This is a genomic window from Paenarthrobacter sp. MSM-2-10-13, assembly GCF_011605365.1.
Classification (GTDB): domain Bacteria; phylum Actinomycetota; class Actinomycetes; order Actinomycetales; family Micrococcaceae; genus Arthrobacter.
Genome location: NZ_JAAOXO010000010.1, coordinates 1 through 21,537 on the forward strand (window position 1 = coordinate 1; position 21,537 = coordinate 21,537).

At 63.6% G+C, this 21,537-nt stretch carries 20 protein-coding genes; 13 read left to right on the forward strand and 7 right to left on the reverse strand.

Annotated elements, in window-relative coordinates; genetic code table 11:
* The first annotated feature begins 365 nt into the window (after positions 1-365).
* On the forward strand, positions 366-1,109 hold the full coding sequence (locus HAV21_RS16930) for a GAF and ANTAR domain-containing protein (protein ID WP_166842556.1): 744 nt from the start codon (positions 366-368) through the stop codon (positions 1,107-1,109).
* A 98-nt stretch (positions 1,110-1,207) separates the two neighbouring features.
* Here HAV21_RS16930 and HAV21_RS16935 read toward each other — a convergent pair whose 3' ends face one another.
* The gene (locus HAV21_RS16935) at positions 1,208-2,347 is read right to left on the reverse strand and encodes an IS110 family transposase (RefSeq protein ID WP_166842557.1); all 1,140 of its coding nucleotides are present in this window, start codon (positions 2,345-2,347) and stop codon (positions 1,208-1,210) included.
* A 479-nt stretch (positions 2,348-2,826) separates the two neighbouring features.
* Here HAV21_RS16935 and HAV21_RS16940 point away from each other — a divergent pair, with 479 nt between their 5' ends.
* Positions 2,827-3,093 (forward strand): hypothetical protein, encoded by a 267-nt coding sequence (locus HAV21_RS16940; RefSeq protein WP_166842558.1) that lies wholly within the window; start codon positions 2,827-2,829, stop codon positions 3,091-3,093.
* Between the two features lie 1,390 nt (positions 3,094-4,483).
* On the opposite strand, the gene HAV21_RS16945 is transcribed toward HAV21_RS16940, so the two are convergent.
* Genes HAV21_RS16945 through HAV21_RS16955 form a run of 3 tightly spaced genes read right to left on the reverse strand, consistent with a single transcriptional unit; the run spans position 4,484 to position 8,719 of the window.
* Positions 4,484-5,197, reverse strand: coding sequence for a VTT domain-containing protein (locus tag HAV21_RS16945; RefSeq protein ID WP_166842559.1), 714 nt, complete (start codon positions 5,195-5,197; stop codon positions 4,484-4,486).
* Between the two features lie 45 nt (positions 5,198-5,242).
* Complete coding sequence (locus HAV21_RS16950) at positions 5,243-7,921, reverse strand: rhomboid family intramembrane serine protease (RefSeq protein ID WP_347877670.1); 2,679 nt, start codon at positions 7,919-7,921, stop codon at positions 5,243-5,245.
* Between the two features lie 30 nt (positions 7,922-7,951).
* Positions 7,952-8,719: a phosphatase PAP2 family protein gene (locus tag HAV21_RS16955; RefSeq protein WP_347877671.1), complete on the reverse strand. Its 768-nt coding sequence runs from the start codon at positions 8,717-8,719 to the stop codon at positions 7,952-7,954.
* A gap of 112 nt (positions 8,720-8,831) precedes the next feature.
* On the opposite strand from HAV21_RS16955, the gene HAV21_RS16960 reads away from it, so the two are divergent.
* A complete protein-coding gene (locus tag HAV21_RS16960; RefSeq protein WP_142940397.1) occupies positions 8,832-9,536 on the forward strand; it encodes a response regulator transcription factor in 705 nt (234 codons plus the stop codon).
* A 104-nt stretch (positions 9,537-9,640) separates the two neighbouring features.
* Here the strand turns inward: HAV21_RS16960 and HAV21_RS16965 are convergent, their stop codons facing one another.
* Positions 9,641-11,083: an ATP-binding protein gene (locus HAV21_RS16965; protein WP_142940396.1), complete on the reverse strand. Its 1,443-nt coding sequence runs from the start codon at positions 11,081-11,083 to the stop codon at positions 9,641-9,643.
* An 80-nt stretch (positions 11,084-11,163) separates the two neighbouring features.
* Between HAV21_RS16965 and HAV21_RS16970 the strand changes: the two genes are divergently transcribed.
* From HAV21_RS16970 to HAV21_RS17015, 10 genes are all read left to right on the forward strand, one after another.
* Entirely contained in the window at positions 11,164-11,481 is a 318-nt protein-coding gene (locus tag HAV21_RS16970; RefSeq protein WP_166842560.1) for a hypothetical protein, read from the forward strand.
* 57 nt (positions 11,482-11,538) lie between these two features.
* A complete protein-coding gene (locus HAV21_RS16975) occupies positions 11,539-12,273 on the forward strand; it encodes an ABC transporter ATP-binding protein (RefSeq protein WP_238703518.1) in 735 nt (244 codons plus the stop codon).
* A gap of 11 nt (positions 12,274-12,284) precedes the next feature.
* Complete coding sequence (locus HAV21_RS16980; protein ID WP_347877672.1) at positions 12,285-13,172, forward strand: ABC transporter permease subunit; 888 nt, start codon at positions 12,285-12,287, stop codon at positions 13,170-13,172.
* Positions 13,165-14,136 carry an ABC transporter permease subunit gene (locus tag HAV21_RS16985; RefSeq protein WP_142940393.1) on the forward strand — a complete coding sequence of 324 codons (972 nt, stop codon included), beginning with the start codon at positions 13,165-13,167 and terminating at the stop codon, positions 14,134-14,136. The genes HAV21_RS16980 and HAV21_RS16985 overlap by 8 nt, the downstream gene beginning before the upstream one ends.
* 2 nt (positions 14,137-14,138) lie before the next feature.
* Positions 14,139-14,708: a hypothetical protein gene (locus tag HAV21_RS16990; protein ID WP_142940392.1), complete on the forward strand. Its 570-nt coding sequence runs from the start codon at positions 14,139-14,141 to the stop codon at positions 14,706-14,708.
* Positions 14,709-14,859: 151 nt separating this feature from the next.
* Entirely contained in the window at positions 14,860-15,063 is a 204-nt protein-coding gene (atpE, locus tag HAV21_RS16995) for an ATP synthase F0 subunit C (protein WP_142940391.1), read from the forward strand.
* Between the two features lie 282 nt (positions 15,064-15,345).
* Positions 15,346-15,900, forward strand: coding sequence for a PepSY domain-containing protein (locus HAV21_RS17000; RefSeq protein ID WP_166842562.1), 555 nt, complete (start codon positions 15,346-15,348; stop codon positions 15,898-15,900).
* A gap of 22 nt (positions 15,901-15,922) precedes the next feature.
* Positions 15,923-16,174 (forward strand): hypothetical protein, encoded by a 252-nt coding sequence (locus HAV21_RS17005; protein WP_142940389.1) that lies wholly within the window; start codon positions 15,923-15,925, stop codon positions 16,172-16,174.
* Positions 16,175-16,298: 124 nt separating this feature from the next.
* Positions 16,299-17,648 carry a trypsin-like peptidase domain-containing protein gene (locus HAV21_RS17010; RefSeq protein WP_142940388.1) on the forward strand — a complete coding sequence of 450 codons (1,350 nt, stop codon included), beginning with the start codon at positions 16,299-16,301 and terminating at the stop codon, positions 17,646-17,648.
* A 213-nt stretch (positions 17,649-17,861) separates the two neighbouring features.
* On the forward strand, positions 17,862-18,488 hold the full coding sequence (locus tag HAV21_RS17015) for a DedA family protein (RefSeq protein ID WP_187697284.1): 627 nt from the start codon (positions 17,862-17,864) through the stop codon (positions 18,486-18,488).
* Positions 18,489-18,612: 124 nt separating this feature from the next.
* Here HAV21_RS17015 and HAV21_RS17020 read toward each other — a convergent pair whose 3' ends face one another.
* Positions 18,613-19,902, reverse strand: a complete 1,290-nt coding sequence (locus HAV21_RS17020; RefSeq protein ID WP_142940387.1) for an MFS transporter — start codon at positions 19,900-19,902, stop codon at positions 18,613-18,615.
* Between the two features lie 86 nt (positions 19,903-19,988).
* Complete coding sequence (locus tag HAV21_RS17025) at positions 19,989-21,389, reverse strand: MBL fold metallo-hydrolase (protein ID WP_142940386.1); 1,401 nt, start codon at positions 21,387-21,389, stop codon at positions 19,989-19,991.
* Between the last annotated feature and the right edge of the window lie 148 nt (positions 21,390-21,537).

The following is a 21,537-nucleotide window of genomic DNA, read 5'->3' on the forward strand; positions in this document are numbered from 1 at the left end:
CAAGGTGCTGGAAATCTTCGAAAGGAAATAAGCGAAGCGCCGTCGAAGAATTCCAGTGCCGCAGGGCCCCGGAGTTTACGGAGGGGTCAGGAGCTTGAGCCGGAGCGGAACCGTATGATCCGCAGGAATCTCAATGATGTTGTCAACGGATTTTTGCGGCTCTTGCCAGACCCGAGGACCCGTCAGCGATACTTGGGCCAGGCAGGGAAACGAGGCCTTCTTTCACGCCGGCGTTCTGGTCCTACTGGCCATTGCAGGGACCGTAGAGCATACTCAAGAAGACAGCCGCACGCGCTGCTCCGCCGTCCTCTCGTGCCCCCAGCAAGGGTTGTTGTCAGGGCCCGAATGAGGAATGAGGCCAAGGCATGGCCGACGAAACACGTCCACAGTCCGCTGAACTCCTCGTGGACCACTTGCAGGACCTTGTCCTGAAAACCGAGGACGTCAAAGACATGCTGGACGAACTGGCCCAGTTCTCCGCCGTCACCCTGGCTGACCCTGCCGTCGCCTTCTGCAGCATCACGCTGATACAGCGGAAGAAACCCGTGACCGTGGCCCGCAGCGAAGAGAGCGCGGTCCGTCTGGACGAAACCCAATACAGTGCCGGCGACGGGCCCTGTCTGTCCGCGATCCGGGAGCAGGCTGTGGTGCATATACCTGACTTGGTGAACGAGGATCGGTGGCCCGCCTTCACCGCCGCCGCGCTGGAGGCAGGAGTGGGATCCAGCCTGTCCGTGCCGCTCATCCTGGAGGGGGAAGCCGCAGCGGGACTGAACCTGTATTCCACGCGCTCCCATGGCTTCAGCGGTGACGATATCAGCATGGTCGAAACGTATTCGTACCATGCGTCGAAGGCCCTTCGCCTGGCCGTCCGGATCAGCCAGCTGACCGAGGCCAAAGCTCATCTGATGGCTGCGATGGAATCCCGAACCACCATCGACCTCGCCACTGGCGCCATCATGGCGCAGAACCGCTGCAGCCAGGAAACGGCCATGAAGATCCTGAAGATTGCTTCCAGCACGCGGAACGTCAAGCTCCGCGACATCGCCGCATCAGTAGTCGAATCCATTTCCCAGGACTCAAAAGTCAGGACGCACTTCGACGCGTAAGAAGCTTGCCGGACAGCGTAAGAGAACTCGTCCGCTGTAGGTGGTGTTCGAGTAGTGCCAGGGACGCCGAAAGACCTCGCTCCAACTGCAGGTACTTCTCAGGCAGCAAACCGCGCGGCTGGAACCGGCACCCGCGTGCAGGTGTAGGTGGTTTTTCCTTCCCGGCGTTTGCGGTCGTAATAGCTGCGGGAGGCCGGACATGACTTCAGGGCCGAGAGCCCGGAGAGGTAAAAGACGCGGAGGAGCCGCCTGTCATAGCGTCTGGGTCGGTGATGGTTGCCGCTGATCCTTCCGGAGTCTCTGGGGGCCGGGGCCAGGCCGACAACGCCAGCGAACCGGTCCGCCGTTTGAAAGACGGTCAGGTCGCCGCCCGTAGCGCCGAGGAACTCCGCAGCGAGGACAGGTCCGAAGCCAGGCATGCTCAACAGCACCTCGGTGTGCTGGTGCTCGGTAACCTTCTCACTGATCAGCGCATCGAGTGTGGCCAGTTCTTCGTTCAAGGTGATGATTTCCTGCGCGAGGGCTGCAACGATTCCCTCCCCCACGTGCTGGGCCGCGACGATGGTGTGCTGGGACTTTGCCGCCGCGACTGCCGCTGCGGCCACCGCGGCGGAGGAGCGGGTGCCGTGTGTCTTCAGCCAGGCGTGGAGCCTGGCCTGACCGGTGCGGCGGATCCCGTCCGGGGTCCGGTGTTTGGTCAGCAGCAGTAGGGCGGCTTTGGAGCGGCTGTAGTCGAAGGCGCGCTCCAGGGCGGGGAAGTATTCGAGCAGTTGGGCCTGCAGGCGGTTGATTGCCCGGACCCGGTCCGCGGATTTGTCGGCCCGGCGGGCGGTGAGGAGCCGCAGACCGGTGCTGATCTCATCCCCGGCCCTCAGCGGCTGTAAGTCACGCCGCATCCTGGCCTGATCCGCGATCACCGCGGCGTCTTTCGCGTCCGTTTTGCCCTCACCGCGGTAAAGCTTGGAGGCATGGTGGACGACCCTGCCGGGGATGTAGAGGATGTTCTGTCCGTGGGCGACGAGGATGGCGATCAGCAGCGCGGGTCCGCCGTGGTTCAGGTCTGTTGCCCAAATGATCTCGTCCCCGTCCCCGAGTTTGAGGACGTTGGCCATGAGCTCGAGCAGGGCCGGTTCGTCGTTGGGGATTTTTTGCGAAAACAGACGGTTTCCGTCGGCGTCGATCACGACGCAGTGATGATGGGCTTTGCCGGCATCGATACCGGCCCACAATTTCGCCAAAACAGCCTCCAGTTCTGTCGTACGGGTGGAACTCGGCAGATAACCGCGCCGTCGTGTCCTTATCCGGCGATCATGTCGCGTCTCTCAATCAGCGGTCGGGTCATCGCGGGGCGGCGGGCGGCCAATCCTACGAAGCCGTCACGCTCGAATCGTCCGGCCACAGCAACAAAGCCATACCCGCCTCCCCTGGGTAGCCACGACCCTACAACGGCCACGAAAAACCACCCGGCAACAACATAAGGACAGCCACAAAAAACGTCGTAGACAAACAGGACCGGGCACGGCGGAGCTCTGCGACGTCGGGACCGGGCCCAACAGCCGGCCACGGAGCGAAGCGGAGTGGACGCCCAAAAGGGTGCGAGCCCTGCGAGCATGCTCCCGTCCTGAGTCTTGTCAGACTGGGTTGGTACTGTGAACGTGTCCCGCCTGGTTTCCCCCAATCCCAGGCGGGACACTTATGTCAGAAGGAGAGGTGGACAGTGGGACTGCGAAACATTCTAAGCAGGCGCCGCAAAACAGTTGGGCCCTCCATGGCTGTGCCGGCCGGCAAATCCGCTGAGCTGGAGGCGGCCTGGGCGGAGCTGCGGCAGACGGTCGATGAGTCCAACGTGACCTCGTTCCGCGCCTGCAGCCGCAACGGGCGCTCTTGGGCCGAAGACCCCGAGGCAGTGCGGGCGATCGCTGCGACGATCGGGCACATCTTGAACGACACGGCCGAAGGTCCGAAGGACAACCCAGCCCTGTAGGGCGGGCCTGACGGGCTAGGCTGGCCGCAATCTTTAGGATGGGATACCTGAATCGTGGAGCTACTCATTGGAAGCTTTTTTGCGGGAGTCGCCGTACTTATCGGTGTTCTCTTGATCGTAAAGCGCAAAGCGCTCAGCAAATTGATGGAAGACTCTCAGCAAGCAAGGTTTGGTAAAACAGGCACCAAGTTGATGGGTCGGCCAGAGCCTGGGTACATGGTCGTCGTCGGGCTAGGTGCCGTCCTCATTGGAGTGGCAATAGCGATTGCGCTGTTCACTCGCTGAATTCGTAGAACGGCTGTTCACTCTGGAGGGGGCTGACGGGGCTTCTTCCCCGAAGAACGAATAGCGGATCTACTTCGAGCCTTACCCGGACGGCGCGGCAACCATAGGAGAGTCGATGGCCGAGTCCATTCCAGTAGCTTTGCAGCCACCTGTTGCCGTCGCCTTGGCCAAACTGGTCAAGGCTTTTCCCGGTCCGGGTGCGTTGCCGGGTGGGGTTTGGATGGAACCCAAGTGGGATGGGTTTATTCACTGGACATTGTCAAGCATTGGGGCCGGGGCCGGGCGCCATGCTTCTCGGCTCCGGCGCCTCAGGGCCGGATGCTGGCCGTCCCGGCCCCTCCGGCATGGTGACGTAAGCTCGTCAGAGCGTAGGAAGGTTTTAGTTGTTGGCAACGTTCGTTCTCGGGCAGAGCTGTAAGCGCCGGTATTCGGGAGCGAAGATGTTTTCACCGTGCCGGCACGCTGTCAGAGTGACTTGCTGAGTTGTTAGGCCATGAAAGCTGTGCCAGATCCGGTTTCTTTGGCGATGTCGGGCCAGTGCTCGCGTAGCTCGCGCCCTATTTCGTCATGAAAGTTTGCGGCGTCCTCGCGAAATCGTGCCGACCACCGCCGGTTTCTGTCTTGCAACCGAATTAAGAGGCGTTGTCTCCTCCTGCGGACGTGCCAAGGTACTGCGGGCAGCAACACAAGTCCTAAGAAGATGCAGAGCGATGCGTAAAAGTCCATTACGTGAACCTTATTCGTTTCCGTTTGAAACTTTTGAACCCACTCTCGCTTCACCTTGCGGGTGGCGGCCCGGAGGTACGCGTCGAGCGTAGAGAACGGCTCGTCCAGGGACATAGATTGGGTTCGCGGGGGCTTAGGCGCGCCAGTCACGCGTTGTTGCCGGCCGCCCGTCGAGCTTTCCGGAATACAGGCCCAGGGCGGTGTTTCATTACCCGTCAAGTGCGGGAACGGCGGTGCGCCGTCTTCAGCGCCGTGTCCAGTGTATGAGCGGGAATCCGGTCAGCGTCCACGGGACAGTAGACCCGTTGAGACTGATGACGCAAGTTGTCGGCGCACTGACCGGTGCTCTTGAGGCGCAGTGTCCTGGAGCGGCGGCTGTCTACGGGTGGCGGGAGTCGCTTTCCTGGGCTGGTCGCCGTGTACGTCGGCGGCGCGCTTTAAGGATTTCGATGATCATCGGCAGCACCGAGAGGAGCACTACGGCGATAAAGATGATGTCGATGTTCTTGCCGATCCATTCGTACTGGCCGAGCCAGAAACCGAGCAGCGTCATCCCCATGCCCCAGAGGAGAGCTCCGACGGCGTTGAAGAGAATGAATGTCCGGTAGCTCATGTTCGCTGCTCCGGCGATGACGGGGGTGAAGGTCCGCACGATTGGAATGAACCGGGCGAGGATTACGGCGCGTCCGCCGTAGCGGAGGAAGAATTGGTGGGCCTTGGTGAGGTGTTCTTGTTTGAACAGTTTCGCGTCGGGCTTTCTGTACAGGGCTGGCCCTGTTCTTTTTCCGATCAGGTACCCGGTTTGGTCGCCTGCGAACGCGCACAGGAACACGATAATCCCCAGAAGGAAGATGTTGACGTTCAGGGTCCCCGTTGCCACCAGCAGGCCTGCGGTGAACAAGAGTGAATCCCCTGGAAGGAAGAACCCAACAAGCAGCCCGGATTCAGCGAAGACGACGCCACCGATGATGACCAGGAGCCAGGGTGCCAGGGCGGGCTGGTGAAGAATGACAGTAGGGTCTGCCCAGTCCGGGAGCAGTCCCCTCCCGGTGCTGCCGGCCCCGAGGGAGGAAAGGGTTCGCGTGATGTCCATGGGGACAGGCTATGGCGGCGCTCCTGAGAGATTCCTGTGGAATTCTCAGGTTCCCTCATGGCCGCCGGCCAGAGGGGCGTCCAGGGAGGTGGCAGTCCCGGGGACCGGCGGTGCTGCTTTCGGGGAGTCCCCACCTGGGGGTGGCGGGGTCTTCCGGGATTTTCGCGTTTTGGACAGTACAGATCGGAGCAGGGTCCCGGCGAGGGAGATTCCTTGTCCGAAGCGCACCTCCGGCAGGTAGGCGCGGGTGACAGCGCTTCCGATGGCCGGCAAGGCTGCGGGGTCGGGGTAGAGCATGTACAGAGGGACGTACCGGGGCTGGAATTTGGCTTTGAAGCCCAGCAGTGACCGGAACCCGTAGACGGGTTCAAGGGTGGTTCCGAGCTGATCAAGCAGCCGGTCCACGGCGGTCGGGACCGGTGGCGGGGCGGCGGTGCGGTCACTATGGGGCGGTTGTGCCAGCGGGGCCCCTGAAAGGCTGATGAATTCGCAGCCTTCCTCTCTGAGGGTGATCGCCGCGGAGGCAATGAGGAACTCGGCGCTGGCGCGCAGGCCCGTGGTGCGTCGGCGGATGAAGTCCAGCGTCCAGCCGATAACGGCGCCGTTGCGATAGACCGGCAACCATGAGGTCACGGCGTGAACTTTCTTGTCGTTGTCGATGGCGATCAGGCAGCGGACTTCGGGGTCGGTGAGTTCATCGAGGCTGCCAAGGGTGAAGCCCATTTCGGGGATTTTTTTGTCGGCGACCCATTCTTCGGAGATTTCCTGGATTTGTGCCTGGACCGGTAGAGGCGCTGCGGGGTAGCTGGTCCATTCGGCCCGGACCCCGGCCTTGGCGGCGTTATTCATGGCCGTGCGGATGTCCTGGAATTTCTTTCCTTTGAAGGTCAGGGTTTCCAGGTCCAGGATGGTCTCTTGGGCTACTTGCGCGCTTGCCCATCCGCTGGCGGTGGCGTGCTCTTTCAGTTCCTGTGGGACGGAGTAGAAGCACGGGCTCCAGCCGTTCAGGGCGCAATGTGCGGTGAATTCGTCAAAGGCCTCTTCCTGTGCTCCGCTGGGTCCGACGGGCGGTCCCAGGGTCAGGGCTATGCCACCGATGACCCGGTAGGCGACGAAGCTCTGGCCGGACGAGGCGAACCAGTAGCTGTTGCCGGGCCACGTTGTCATCCAGGACAGGGAGCCGCCTTCGTGGGCTGTGATGATGGCCCGTGCCCGGGCTTCATCAAGGCTGTACCGGTCGTGGGCCGGGCGGAGGAAGGTCCTGAGCAAGACAGCTCCGGTGATGGCCCAAAAAACAATGCCGACCCCTTCATACAGAACCACCGCCGCAGTGCTTTGAGGAACGAACGCCGGCGACAGGTCGAACATGTACCCAAGCGGCAGGAACCGATCCGGGATGTCAGCCAACAGCTCGCCCAACCCGGGCGCGGGGGTGAAATCCCTGGCCGTGGCCAGGCCTGCCCCGAGATAGACCAATCCCAAGACTAGGGCCAGCGCTACGATCAGGGCCGCCGGGCGCGGGTAGGTCCCGTGCGGGGCGTGGACAGGGAACAGTCTTTGTCTGCTCAGCAGGAGGACCGAGAGCATGACCGGCACCAGCAGGGGCAGGGCCAGGGTGAGGGGATGGCCGTAGACGGCGGCGTCCATGGCCGCGAGGCCCTCGGTGGCGGCGGTGTCCGGGGCAGTGGGTTGCAGAACGCTGATGATGGTGACCAGGGCCATGGCTGAGAGCGCAACTTGGATAAGCAGCGTCCCGGCCCAGGCAAAGCGGCGGCCACGACGGAGTCCATCGGCGAGCAGAAGGAGCAGGAACGAGGGAAGGACTGCCATGAACGTTCCACCCGCCCCGGCACGTAGCTGCAGTTGGGCGGACGCGCAGTCTTTGGCTTGGGCTGGGTCCGTGCACAGGGTTTGCAGGGTTTGCGGGTCAACGGGCTGGATGTTCGTGAAAAGAAACCGCAGCACCGACAACGGGCCGACTGCGTGAGGGGCCAGGCCGGCAACGACCGGTCCGATGGCCGTGATGGCGACCAGCAGGGCGATCAGCACCCGCCCCTCGTGCCGGGAGCTGACAGGATGCGGTGTCCGGGGCTTCCGGCCGGAGAGCACCGGCCCGGCGAGGGCACCCGCGATCGCGGCGAAAAGCCGGACCAGGTCGGCGAAACCGCCGTTGTAAAGGGCAAGCAACCCCAGCAGCGCAAAAACCACGAGCCTGACGCGGCGCCGCCACAGCGTCGTCATGGACGTCGTCGAGGCCATCAGTGCCCCGCAAACCAGGGCGGTAGGTCCCATGAAAAGGTGCCCGCTCATTTGCCGGGTCCAATCACCCATAACCCCTGCAGCAACGGCCACGAAGCCCGTCGCAGCAGCCACTCCGAGCACTTGGCCGGTCACGGCGGCCGCTGCGAACCGCCGGCTGCCGATGCGTCGTTCGACCAGCACCCCCGCCGTGAGCAACAGCATGGTACCGAGCAGGTAGCCTGCCAGGTTCCGGGCCCAGAAAGCCGAGCTGAACAGCACCCACCAGTGCTCCGGGAATGCACGGCCCGTCGCGGCCAGCGGGACCCGGAATCCATCAGCGAACCCGGCCACAGCAGCCCCCACGACCCAGAAAACCAGCACGCAACCCATGCTCACCGGCGCCGCGGCAACGTTGCCCAGGACCCTGCGCCACAGACGCTGCCGTTCCTGGGCCGCGTCCGGGCTGTCCAGATGCGTTGTCACTGGCTTTCCTCTCCGGAGGTCCGGGTGGGGTTATTGGTCCCGGGGCAGTCGACGCTCGGGACGACTCATCAGCGCGGTCCGGGCAAGGCGTGGTGCTATCAGATTGTTCCACAGCGGCAACCACGCCAGGATGGCTGCGGTACTGATGACCACGGACCCTGCCACATCGCTCAGATAATGGACCCCGAGGTAGAGCCGGGAGAAAGCGACCAGAGCCACACCCGCTGCTCCGAGGCCAACAGCAATGATCCTCTGGGCCCGGGTGCGTGCCACAACGATCACAAAGGCCAGGGCCATGGCCATGGCAAAGGCCGTGTGACCAGAAGGAAAGCTATCGAGCCGTGTTTCCGGTACAAGGGCGGTCACAGCCTCACCAGGAGGCCGGGAGCGGGAGACGAGGATTTTGCCGGCAGTTGAACTCAGCCATCCGACGGCAACGACCGAACCAAACGCCGCAGCCTGCAGCGGCCTGCCTTTGCCCCACCAAAGCCAGGAACACAGCAGCAACGACAGGATGATCGCTCCCGGCGGGCTGATCCCGAAATTGATCAGTTCGCTGATGCCGACCAGGGCGGCGCTGCGGCCATGACTTAAGGCGATGTCGAGCCCGAGCTCCGGCGTGAAAGGACCAAAGGATTTGGCGGTCAGTCCCCCGGCGACGGCGGCCGCATAGATGACGATGCCCGCGGGGATCCACCACCAGGACCGTAGTCCCAGGGATGTCCCCGGTTGGCGGGAGGCGGCAAGGTCCACGGCGTAATCCAGACTCTTAGAGGTGTAGGAGGGTGTTGCCTCCACCTTGGCGGCCCGGCGCTGAGAAGATGCTGAGAGAACCTTCCCCGTTTGTTCCTCAGGTTTGGCTCAGGTGGGGTCCGTGATACTTCCTTCCAACGAGGAAAGGAGCCAGGAGATGCGAATCCTGCTGGTAGAGGATGAAAAAATGCTGGCTGAGACCGTCCGCCGGGGTTTGACCAACGAGGGTTTCGTGGTCGATGTCACCCATGACGGGGTCAGCGGGCTCTGGGCAGCGACCGAGAACCCCTATGACGTGATCTTGCTGGATTTGATGCTTCCACTGAAAAACGGCTACGACGTCCTCAAAGAAATCCGGGAACGCAAAATTTGGACCCCGGTGCTGATGCTGACGGCCAAGGACGGCGAGTACGACCAGACGGACGCTTTTGATCTGGGCGCCGATGATTACCTGACCAAGCCCTTCAGCTTCCTCGTCCTGGTGGCCAGGATCCGGGCGCTCATGCGCCGCGGCGCCCCGGAACGGCCAGTGGTGCTCACACTGGGAACGCTGAGCCTGGACCCGGTCAGCCGCAGTGTCCGACGCGGCGACGAACTGATCGGGCTCACGCCACGGGAATACGGGCTGTTGCAGTACCTGATGCGCCGGCACGATCAGGTGGTGTCCAAAAACGAAATCCTGGACAACGTCTGGGACCCCGCGTTCGAGGGCGGCGACAACGTCGTGGAAGTTTACATCGGCTATCTGCGGCGCAAAATCGACGGGCCTTTCGGCGTGCAGACCCTCACCACGGTCCGGGGCATGGGGTACCAGATCACCGCGGACAAGCCCGGCAGGTCAGCGGGCACATCCGGGACCTGACGCGCCCCGGAGCGGGGCGCAGACCACTTTTGAGAGTTTCCTTTTGAGTGTTCGCGGCCCCGGTGCCGGTTACGTTGCGCCGCGGTTCGGGGCACTTTCCGCAGTCAGGACCTGCGGGTGGGGTCGGGTCCGGAAGGGTCGGCCGCGGGGGGCCATGTGAGTTCAAAACGGCAGTTCCCCTCCGTTGTTTCGGTGGCCCGGACCGTCCCATGATGTGATGCCATGATCCCGGCGGCAATGGCCAGTCCGAGTCCACTGCCGCCGCTTTCCCGGGAACGGCTTTCATCGAGTCGGACGAAACGCTCAAAGACCCGTTCCCGCTCCGGCAGAGGGATCGGGGGGCCGTCATTGTCGATAGTGAGCACGGCGCCGGCGGGTCCGGCGGCCAGCCCGATGGCGATGCAGGAGTGGGCGTGGCGGTCGGCGTTGTCCAGTATGTTGCGTACTACCTGGCTTAGGCGTCGGGCGTCCCCGCTCACCCGGGCAGGGCTCAGGTGAGCGGTGATCCGGTGGCGGCTGGTGGAACGGAGTCTCCGGATTTCCTGGTCCATCACGTCATCGAGGTCAACATCGGTGTGCTTTGCCGAGAACGTCCCGTCATTGGTTTTGGCCAGGGTGAGCAGATCCTCGACCAGGTACCGCATCCGGGCTGTTTCCCCGGCCAGGACATCTTTCATTCCGTTCCACGTTTCCCCGGAGGGGTCGGCGGCAGCGATTTCCACCCCGGCGCCCAAGGTCGCCAAGGGACTGCGTAGTTCATGGCTGGCATCGGAGACGAACCGGCGCTGCTCACGGTCGGAGGCTTCGAGCCGCTCAAGCATTTCGTTCATCGTCAACGCCAGGGCATGGATCTCATCTCCGGTCGGTGGCACCTCCACCCGTCCGTCCAGGCGCTGGGCGTTGATTGCTGCGACCTGGCCCCGGATCCGCTCGACCTGACGCAGCGACCGGCCCACGAGCATCCAGACTGCGGCGCCGACAACGGCGAGCAGCACGGGGGTGGCTCCGAGCACGAACCATCCCACTGTCGCGACGGTATCCGCCTGAACCTGGACGGTGGCTGCCACCAGCACGGTATAGGTTCCGGTGCCGTCCTGTGCCCCGCTGGCGATGATCAGGAATTCATCCTCATCACCGATGCTTTGCAGGCTGGTCACGTCCCGGGTCAGGGTTTGTCCGGGGCCGGGCCGTAAATCCGACAGCGGTTCTTTCGTCGCCGCCGGAACAGAGGCGGCCAGGACTTTGCCGGCCGGGTCCAGGATCTGAACAATCTGGCCCGAATGGGCCGTTGAGGCAATGTATTGGGCCGCTTCGGAGACATCCTGATCATTGATCTGGGTAATCACATCCTGGGCCTTTTGCCTGGCCGCGCTCTCCGTGGCGGCGATCAACGAGGTCTGCAGCAACACGAGCAAAATGATTCCCCCCACCGCCAAGGCCGCTGCAACAACTGCCATCGCGGTTGCGGTGGCGCGTTTACGAATGCCCCACCGTTTCCGGGGTTCTGCGTCCCCGGGTGCAGCGGGCGCGGAGCTGTCCTGGTTCATGATCCAAGGATCGGTCACCCCCGTCGTTCGAACAACTTGCGCACAGCCCTCTCTCAGCAAAACCACGAAAGGGTGGGGGTATGAAGAAGCTCCGTGCGACTCTGACCGCCGCTTTGACCCTGGCCGTTGTCTCGGCTCTTGGAATCGGGGCTGCCGCCGGGGCCGAACACTCCCACCACCGGGCCTCATCCGCGGCTCCGGTTTCCGCGACCGCGCCGGTACTTGCCCCCAACGGGGGCCGCGGCCCGGCAAGCCTAGCCCATGGACCTGCTGATCCGGTCATTCCGCAGGGCTTCCCGCAGGAACTGCACCGCGAGGAACGGCTGGTCGATGATGAGCGCGAACATCTTGAGGCGGCCCCGCACACTCTGGGCCGCTTCGACTCCGGAAGCATTTGAGCCCTGGCCTGCGGTTCTCTCAGGGCGCTCTTAGCGGCCCGGTTTTACGGTTGCCGCATGGACATGGCAATCGAAACCACGCAACTGACCAAGAAGTACGGCAGGGACACCGCGCTGAACCCCCTGACCCTTCGTGTCCCCGAGGGCGAGATTTTCGGTCTCCTGGGTCATAACGGAGCCGGCAAAACCACGACGGTAAACATCCTCACGACGCTGCTTCCAGCGTCCTCGGGGTCCGGGCGGATTTGTGGGTATGACATCGACAAAGAAGCAGCCCAAGTCCGCCGGAACATCGGGTACCTACCCGAAAACGTGCAGTTCTACGGAAACCTCACCTTGGAGGAGAACCTGCTCTTCTTCGCCGGACTCTCAGGTGTCGACCGGCCACGGCAGATGGTCGCAGCGGCACTGGAGGCCGTGGAGTTCACCGGTCACGGCCGGGAGCGACTGGGAACCTTCTCCAAGGGAATGAGACAACGTGCAGGGATCGCCCAGGCCATCCTGCACACACCCTCGGTCCTGTTCCTGGACGAACCCACCTCAGGCCTTGACCCGCAGGGCGTGGCGAAACTGCGTGAAATCATCATCAACCTGAACCGGGAATTCGGGATCACAATTTTCATGAACACCCATTTACTAGCCGAAGTGACCAAGACCTGCACCAGCATCGGCATCCTCAGCTCGGGCAACCTGATCTACCACAACTCCGTGGCCGCGACCTTGGATGCCTTCCCGGACCAGGAATCGCTGGAAGACATCTACCTGCACATCGAAGCCGGTGCCCGGCCGTGAACATCTGGACGGTGACTCTCCGACAGGAAATCACCGCGATCTCCCGTGAGCGGCTGCCCCGCGGTGTCCTGGCGGTGTTTCTGGGCATGACCGCGGCGTCGGCGTTCATCGGCTCAAGCGCCAAGACCACCGTCAGCGACGTCTACCGCGAAGTCGCCGCCCAGGGTCTGACAACGGCGCACAACCCCTTCGACGGGCTGCCGGCCCTCTACTACGCACGAAACAACGTCATCTACATCATTGTGATCGGGGCGCTGCTGGCCATCATCACCGGCGTTCAGTCCACCACCCGGGACCGGCGTGCCCGCACCGCCGATCTGGTCCTGTCACGCAACATCAGCCCGGCCACCTACCTGGGGGCCAAACTCACCGGTCTCGCGGCGTTGTTCGCCCTCCTGTTGGCGGCAGCTGCCATCCTCACCTTCACCGGGATCGCCATCGTCACAGGCGCCCCGCCGACCTGGGATGAATCCCTGCGGCTTGCGGGCCTCTACGCCCTGGCGTGGCTGTTCCTGATGCCCTTCCTTGTACTGGGAATGCTCAGCGGCCTTCACACATCATCGACCACCACGGCGCTGCTGGCCCCCATTGTCCTGTGGAGCATCGTGATCTTCATCCTGCCTCTGGCCGGGACCGCAGCGTTGCCGGTGTCTTTGTTGAACCCAGTCCCGGCCCCGGCTGCTACCCCGATGGGTTTCTTCGCGGTCACCAGCGGCTTCACCGGCCCTCTGTCCGTGGGTGAGCAGTTCAAGCACGCCGCCGCGATCATTCTCCAGGATCAGGCCGTGTCCGGCTCCGTGGCGGCTCAGGTGCTGATCCTCGGAGCCGTCCTCGCCGTGGTGTGTGTGGTGCTGTTGGCCACGAACCGGCAACGGATCAGGAGCGAACTTCATGCCTAAGTCCCTGATTCTGTGCGGGAAGGAACTCAAAGACCTCACCCGCAGCCGCGCCCTGGTCTCTCTTATCGTGTTCCTCGCCGCCGTTGTTATGCTCTCGGTCCTGGTCGCAGCAGCGGATTTCCGGATCAAGATCGATGACTACAACAACTATGTGGCCGCGCTGCGCAGCAGCGGCGGGACGGCCGGGACCGCCCCGCCGCAGCTGGCGGCCCTGCAAATGCTCCGGGGCGGCATGGAATATCTGGAAATCGTCGGCAGCCTGTTCGCGGTGATCCTCGGGTACGGGCTCGTGGCGAAGGAAAGGGGCAACGGGACCCTGCAGTTGATCTTCAGCCGCCCGCTGGGCCGCTACACCTTCGCCGGAGGCAAGATCCTGGCCGTTGGCATCCTCTGGACAGCGGTGGCCGGGGCCTTGTTCGCTGTGATCACGGCAACTCTGCTGCTGCTGGCCAACGCGCCCCTGCAAGGCGATGACTACGTCAGACTTGGTGTTGCCGCGGCCCATACCGCCCTGTACCTGACCATGTGGTCGCTGCTGGCATTCACCGTCGCAGCATTAACACGGACCCCTGCCTCCGGCCTGATCCTGGCCCTGGTCATCTGGCTCGTCGTGGTGCTCGTGATCCCCCAGATCGGGGACACCATGGACCCTGACAACCAGATCCCCGGAGGCCTTTTCGCCAGCCTGCAGGTCGATAAGACCCACGAACAGGCCATCATGGCCAACTTCAGCGGATACGAAACAGCCCGGGACCTCATTGAGCAAACCTCCATGACCAAACAATTCGAACGCCCGCTCTTCGCCTGGCTCGGCATCAAAGACCAATACAACGGGCAACCCTTCAACCTAATCTGGGCCGGGACGTTCAACAACACCCTCTGGCTCATGACCGGCTTCATCACCGCACTGACAGGATCCTTCCTCGCAGCCACCCGCACCAAACTACTCAGAAAGGTCACCTGACCATGAAAAAAGCACTCCTCAGCCTGGGAGCCTTCGTCGCGGTGCTGGTGGCCGCCGTCCTGATCATGCAGGCCACCATCACCGGCCCGGCACAGCCCGGAGCAGCGCCCTCGGCCACCCCCTCCGCAGCCACTGTCCTGCCTGTCACCACCAACCCCATCACCGCCACGGGAACCAAAACCGGGCTGACGATCACGGACGTCATGGCCGAAAACAACGTCGATCCCACCACCAAGGCAGCCCTTGCAGACCGGCTCCAGTTCACGCTCACCAACACCAGCACCGCCCCTATGACCGGGCTGGAGGTGTACTACACCATGAAAGACACCACCACCGGCACCACGGAGTCCTACTACCAGAAACTTGACGGGCTCACCCTCACCCCCGGACAGGCCACGACCATCTACTTCGACAACGGCACCGGCACCGGGCACTACCCGGAGAACAAATACAGCCTCTACCGCAGCTCCGCCAACGAAGTGAAGATCAGCATCGAAGCCGCCGCCAGCGGCTACGCCCCCGCCCAAGGAACAGCCACCAAAGCCCAGGGCACCGGCGAAAAAACAGACTGAACCTGAACCCCGGACCCGCCCCCTGCCGGGCCCCAGCCAAAGCAACAGGCGGAACGAAACCGGTGCACGGTTCCCGAGCCGGGGCACAGAACCGGCCGCCACTCTAACCATGAACTCCACGTCCGAAAACGGGCGACTGAAAGGTAGAACCATGAAAGGCAGTCTCAACCTCGTCGGCTACGGCCTGTCCGCCATCGGCGGGGGCATCGGTGTCGGGCTCGTGTTCGCGGCCTATATCAACGGCGTGGCCCGCCAGCCGGAAGCACAAAAAATTCTTCAACCCATCGCATTCCTCGGACTTGCCCTGACAGAAGCACTTGCCATCCTCGGCCTCGTCTTTGCGTTCGTCCTCTGATCCCGGCGACATCGCCCCGACACGGGTACCCGGCGCAGCAAAAAAGGAGACCGCCTGGACGGTGCGGTGACACCAGCCTCTCCTACTGAGCCAGCGCGCTCCTGGCCTCTCATGCGGTTGCCGGCCGCGTGTCCTGAGTACTCTCCGCATGTGTCCGGCTGCCGGGAATTCTCAGGACCCCTCAGCGTCCTCTAAGGGCCCGCGGTCGAGACTGGCTGTAGGCGCCGAAGAAACCACCCGGACCCGGGCGGCGTTGATTACGACTCTCCGAAAGGCACGATCATGGACAACACCTCACCCAAACGCAAGACCCTCATCGGGGCACTTGCCGGGTTGGCACTCGTTGGCGGCACCGCGGTCGTCGGGCTTTCAGCGGCCAACGCCAGCACCACACCATCGCCTCCGGTCACGTCGCCGGCCACCGGCAGCACAGCCGATGGTGGGAAGTCCGATGCCGGCCAGCAGGAACCACAGCTCAAAGGCTCCATTACCGTCCCCGAAACGGCAGGGGAGCAATCCGACGCCCAAGAATCCGGGAACCTGACCGCACTGGCGACCATCGATGCCAAGGCCGCTGAAACGGCCGCTGCGGCTTCCCTGCCCGGTTCCACTGCCACGGCCTCCCACCTCGGTGACGAAAACGGATCCTTGGTGTACGAAGTGACGGTCAAAGACAGCACCGGTGCCGTGCACGAAGTGAAGATCGACGCCGGCAACGCCACCGTACTTGCCACCGAAACGGCCGACTCACAGGAGAACGGTCAGAAGGGTGCCGAAAACACTACCGAAACGGAGTCCAACGAAACACCGGACACCAGTACTCCGGGCACCAAGTAAGGCCTCCGGGCACAGGAAATTGATGAAACCAAACGATGTGGAGGAAGGAAGCGGGGGCGGGCCGGTCTCTGTTCCTTCCTCCACCGCCAGGTACCCAAAAACGACATTGCAGGAGCAGGCGCGGGAACTTATCGATGAAATCTTGGCCGACACCACGGCCGGGGCCGAACGAAACCGGGAGCAGTTGGAGGAATGTGTTTCCCGGAACCCCGACCGGCCCGAAGCAGCGCTGCTGGAGCACCTGATGAACCGCACCGCTTCCTCCGGAGAATAACGACCCTAAACCTGACGGGGTACCGGTTGCCCCATTCCCGACGCCGGCTTCACCTGCCGGTGCCGGATACCCCACTTTCCTGTTGCAGGGAATCCCCTGCAGCACAGTCACAGGGACGGACTTGATGACACACACCCCAGATTCCGCTGGCCCCCGTGGGCCTCATCCGGCGCAGTCAGGCCCCGGCCCTGACCCGTGGGTGTACCCGGGTCAAGGTTCCATCCCGTGGGATGACGCGGCCCATGCCGATCCCTCCCAGTTCGCCCCACCGGTCACTAACCTCCGTCCACCGACGCCCCCGGCTCCCGGCCCGACCGGCAGGAAATGGCGCTGCAGCACCCCCGTCTTCGCCGCCTCACTGGTCATTGCCGCCCTCGTCGGTGGCACGGTCGCAGCCGGCGCCGACGCGCTGTTGGACGGCCCGGCAACGGCCGGGGTGTCCACCTCGCCGGGAACATCCCGGATAGTGGTGAACAACACCGGTACCAGCGATACCGTCGCCACGGCAGCACAGAAGGCCACACCGAGCGTCGTCACCCTCGCCGTCAGCTCAGGCACCACCCGCGGCATCGGGTCAGGGATCATCCTCGACGCCAAAGGAGACATCCTCACGAACGCACACGTGGTCACTCTTGACGGCGCCACAAGCACACCGGTCATTCAGGTACGCAGCAGCGACAACCACGTCTACGCCGGGACCCTGGTAGGCGCGGACCCGCTCGCGGATCTCGCCGTGATCCGCATCCAGGCCCCCTCCCTGATCCCGGCAGTCCTGGCAGACTCGTCAAAAATCAATGTCGGCGACACCGCCGTTGCGATCGGAACACCGCTGGGCCTGTCCGGGACGGTGACGAAAGGAATCGTCGCGGCCCTAAACAGGACCATCAGCGCGGCACCACCACCACCGGCGCAAACCGCCTCGGGAAGCACCGCAAAAATCCCCTCACAGGCGTCCGGCAGCAACCCCAGCCTGGAAGTGATCCAAACCGACGCGGCCATCAACCCGGGCAACTCCGGCGGAGCCCTGGTCAACGCCCGGGGCGAGGTCATCGGCGTAAACGTCGCCATCGCATCCCCCTCCGCCGGCACTGCCGGCACACAGGCAGGCAACGTCGGGATCGGCTTTGCCATCCCGATCGATAATGCCAAGAGAATCGCCCAGGAGATCATCGCATCCGGGACCGCAACCCATGGTCAGCTCGGCATCAAAGCCACCACGGACGCCGCGGCGAAGGGCTCCGTGTTCTCCCGTGGCGCCGCCGTCACCGAAGTCACCTCCGGATCAGCAGCAGAAAAAGCAGGCATCCGGAAAGACGACGTCATCACAGGAATCAACAACCACCCGGTCCAGGACACCGCCGAACTCACTGCAGCAGTGCACGAACAACCCGCCGGCGCGTCGGTGACCGTAACCCTCATCCGGGACAGCCACGAACAGAGCCTGACCGCCACGCTCGAGCCCGTACAGCCCTAAGCCTCAACACCCCCAAGACCCGAAAGCGGCGGCTGTACCCGGCCGATGATCCACGCACTCGAAGCGTCTTCGCCGATGGGAAAAGGCTGTAGGCGGCCTCCCACGGTGGTGCCAGCGGTTGAAGCAGATGTGCCGCAGGCAGCCCCCGGACGGGAACCTCAGCCGGTTCCAACGTTGAACCAGGTAGAGGAAATCACGAGAAAAGGACGTCCGGTGTCCCAGTTTGTCGACAGCATTCTGAACCTCAGCCCGGTGCTGGCGGCGCTGTTGATTTTCGCTCTGGTCTTCGCCGAGGACGCCTTTTTCCTGGGCTTCGTGATCCCGGGGGAAACAGCGGCCATTCTCGGCGGGGTCCTGGCAAGCCACGGGCGGCTTCCGCTGTGGCTGGTGATCGTTCTGGTCGTGGTCGCGGCCATCACCGGCGACACTGTCGGCTATGAGATAGGACGGTTCTTCGGACCTGGAATCATGCGCCTTCGTATGGTTGCACGCAAGGAGCCGCAGGTGGCCAAAGCCCAAGAGCTGCTGCGTCGAAGGGGCGGTACGGCCGTGTTCATCGGCCGCTTCACGGCGTTCTTCCGCGCCGTGATGCCCGCTCTGGCAGGGATGGCGCGCATGCCTTACCTGCGGTTCCTGACCTTCAATGCAGCTGGCGGGCTCATCTGGGGAGCCGGCGCGGTCATGCTGGGATTCCTCGCCGGTAACTCGTACCAGAGCATTGCCCGGCTGGCCGGGCAAGGAACCGCGCTGGCCATGGCGGTGATCGTTCTTGCCGGCCTTCTTCTATGGCACGCCCGCCGGCGCCGTTCCGCCAAGGACGTCTCCGCACCCAAAGAATAGAACACGGCGTGTGCCTGGGGTGCTTGGCGGCGTTTTGTTTGTCGCTATGTGTCGTGACTGCCTATCCGCTGACCGCTGACACTAGTCCGTCCGTGCAGGGGTCATTCGGGGCTGACGTGTCGGGCTAAGGGCCAGTGTCCACCCCGATTATGTGGTCTTTGCCGCGCATTCGAACGGCGACCACCAGGCCGGAGGCGGCTGTGAGTGCAGCGACGGTGGCGATGGCTGAGGGAATCCCATACAAGTCAGCGAGAAGACCTGACAAGAGTGCCCCTACGGCGAAGCCGCCGTCACGCCAGAGCCGGTAGATGCCGACGGAACGGGCCCGCCACGTGGGGTTGGCTACGTCCCCGATGGCGGCAAGGAGTGCGGGATAGACCATGGCCGTTCCGAGCCCGAGGAGGACTGAGGCGATGAGCCAGGGCCCGAAACTGCGGGAGGCGGCGACCAGCGCGAGTCCCGCGGCTTGGACGATCATGCCGGCCACAATGAACCATTTGCGGCCCCACCGGTCTGAGGCGGCGCCGGTGAAGAGCTGCCCGGCTCCCCAGACCGCGGGATAAACGGCGGCAAGGATCCCTATCTGGTTCAGATTTAGCCCGGAGCTGACGAATAAGACAGGAAACAGGCCCCAGGCGAGGCCGTCGTTGAGGTTGTTCACCAGTCCTGCCTGGCTGGCTGCGGAGAGTGAGCGGTCTTTGAAGCTGGTGAGGGTGAAAACCTGGCCTGTGGTGAGGCCGGCATGGGCACTGCTGTGTGCACTGACGTGCTGGGAGGCTTCCGTCCTGGCGTGGTGGTGTGTCTCGCGCACGTTCAAAACTGACAGGCCTAACCCGAGGGCAATGTAGGCGGCTCCGAAGAGGAACGGGCCTGGCCGGAGCCCGTACGCGGAGGCAATATACCCGGTCGCTAGGGCAGTGACGGCGACTCCGAGGTAGCCTGCCGCTTCGTTCAGACCCATGGCAAGGCCGCGCTGTTTCGGGCCGGTCAGGTCCATCTTCATAATCACGGCCGTGGACCAGGTCAGGCCTTGGCTGACACCGAGGAACAGGTTTGCCGCAACGATCCATCCCCACGACGGGCCGAAGATGAGCATGAGCGGGACTGGGATTGCTACAAGCCAGCCCGCGACCAGGACGGGTTTGCGGCCGTACCTGTCAGAGAGCGTTCCCGCGAAGTAATTCGTCGCGGCCTTGGACAGGCCGAAGGCGAGGATGTAAGTCAGAGCACTGGTGTACAGGTCCAGGTTGAATGTCTGGGAAGCGAGCAGGGGCAGCACGGTGCGCTCCTGGCCCAGCGTGCCGCCCACCAAGGCGTTGACTGCCACCAGAAGCATGAACTGTGCCAGGTTTTGCCGAAGGCCCAGCACAGCATCGATGGAAGCGACACTGTTTGCCGCCATTTTTCTGGTCATTCCGGAGCACTCCCTTTCGTGCCGGGGCATAAAGGTGCCCGGGCAGGTGGGGCCCTGCCCGGGCGGTCTTGAGGTGTTCCGGCTGGTCAGGCCGTGGCGACTGAGTTCTGCTGAGCAATCCAGGCTGCGTAGCTGCCGGCGAGTTCGACGACGTCGTATCCGGCCCGGCGCAGGGCACTGGCTGCGACAGAGTTCCGGACGCCTGACTGGCAGTAGGTCACGATGGTTCCGTCAGTGGGGATCTTGTCCAGGTGCCACATGACACGGCCACCGCTGAGCTGGTACGAGCCCGGGATGTTTCCGGCGATGTGTTCGCTGCGGTTGCGGACGTCCACGACCATGGCGGCGTCAAAACCCTGAAGCTCTTCTGGCTGGATCAGCTTCGGCGTAGTCATCGGGAGCCCTTCGATGCTGGTGACGTAACCGGCGATGTTGTCGATGCCGACCCGGACCAGGTGGTCCCACATGTCCATAGCTTGTTCCTGGTCCTGTGCCAGCAGTACCAGCGGGTTCTTATCCGTCTCCGGGTTCACTACCCAGGCGCCGTAGCTGGCCACGGCCTTGGCTGCCGGCACGTTCAGGGAACGGGCTACGGTGCCTTCGTGGACCTCACTGTTGGAGCGGGTGTCGATGAAGGTCAGGGTGTCCTCTGCCAGGCCTGCAGCGAGGATGCCGGTTGCGAGTTCGGGCAGCGGCGTGCGCTCACCCATCACGACGGGACCTTCACGGTTTTCCCGCTTCATCCGGCCGAAGTAGGCGTGCGCGTCGGGCTGGCCGTCGAGGAGCTCATCGATGAAGCCCTGTTCGTCATTCGCGGCGAGGTACGGCCCCCACCAGGAGTAGAGCCGCTCGTAGCCCACGGTGGAGGACGGGATGGCGCCCAGGGCCTTGCCGCAGGCACTGCCGGCACCGTGAGCGGGGTGGACCTGCACGTAGTCCGGCAGAGTCAGGAACTTGTCCCGCAGACTGGCGAAGAGCTGCTTTGCACCTTCGAAGCGGGTGTCGATGCCGCCGGCTGCCTCGTCCAGCAGGTCCGGCCGGCCGAGATCTCCGGAGAAGACGAAGTCCCCGGAGAGCAGGTAGCCGGGCTGGTCACTGAACGCGCCGTCGGTGACCAGGAAGGACAGGTGCTCGGGGGTGTGGCCCGGGGTGTGCACGGCCTGGATGCTGATGTTGCCGATGGTGATCGTGTCGCCGTCGTAGAGGCGTTCGCCGTCGAATTCGTACTGCCAGTCCGGGCCGCCCTCGCCGGAGACGTAGATCTTCGCGCCGGTGGCGGCGGCGAGTTCGCGGGTGCCGGAAAGGTAGTCGGCGTGGATGTGGGTTTCAGTAACGGCACTGATCTTCATGCCGTTCTTCGCGGCCAGTTCCTGGTAGACGGCGATGTCGCGGCGGCCGTCGACAACCACGGCGGTGCCGTTGGCTTGGCAGCCGATCAGGTAGCTGGCCTGGGCGAGGTCTTCATCGTAAATACGCTCGATAAGCATCTGGTGATCTCCTTCGATTGATAAGGCTTGGAGGTTGTTCTAAGTCCAGCATAGATACCCCTGGGGGTATTTTGCAACGAGGCTGCGGCCCCTTCCCCGATCTTCTGCGGAACAGCCTGCAGGAGACTGTGCGGGCCCGCCGGGGCAT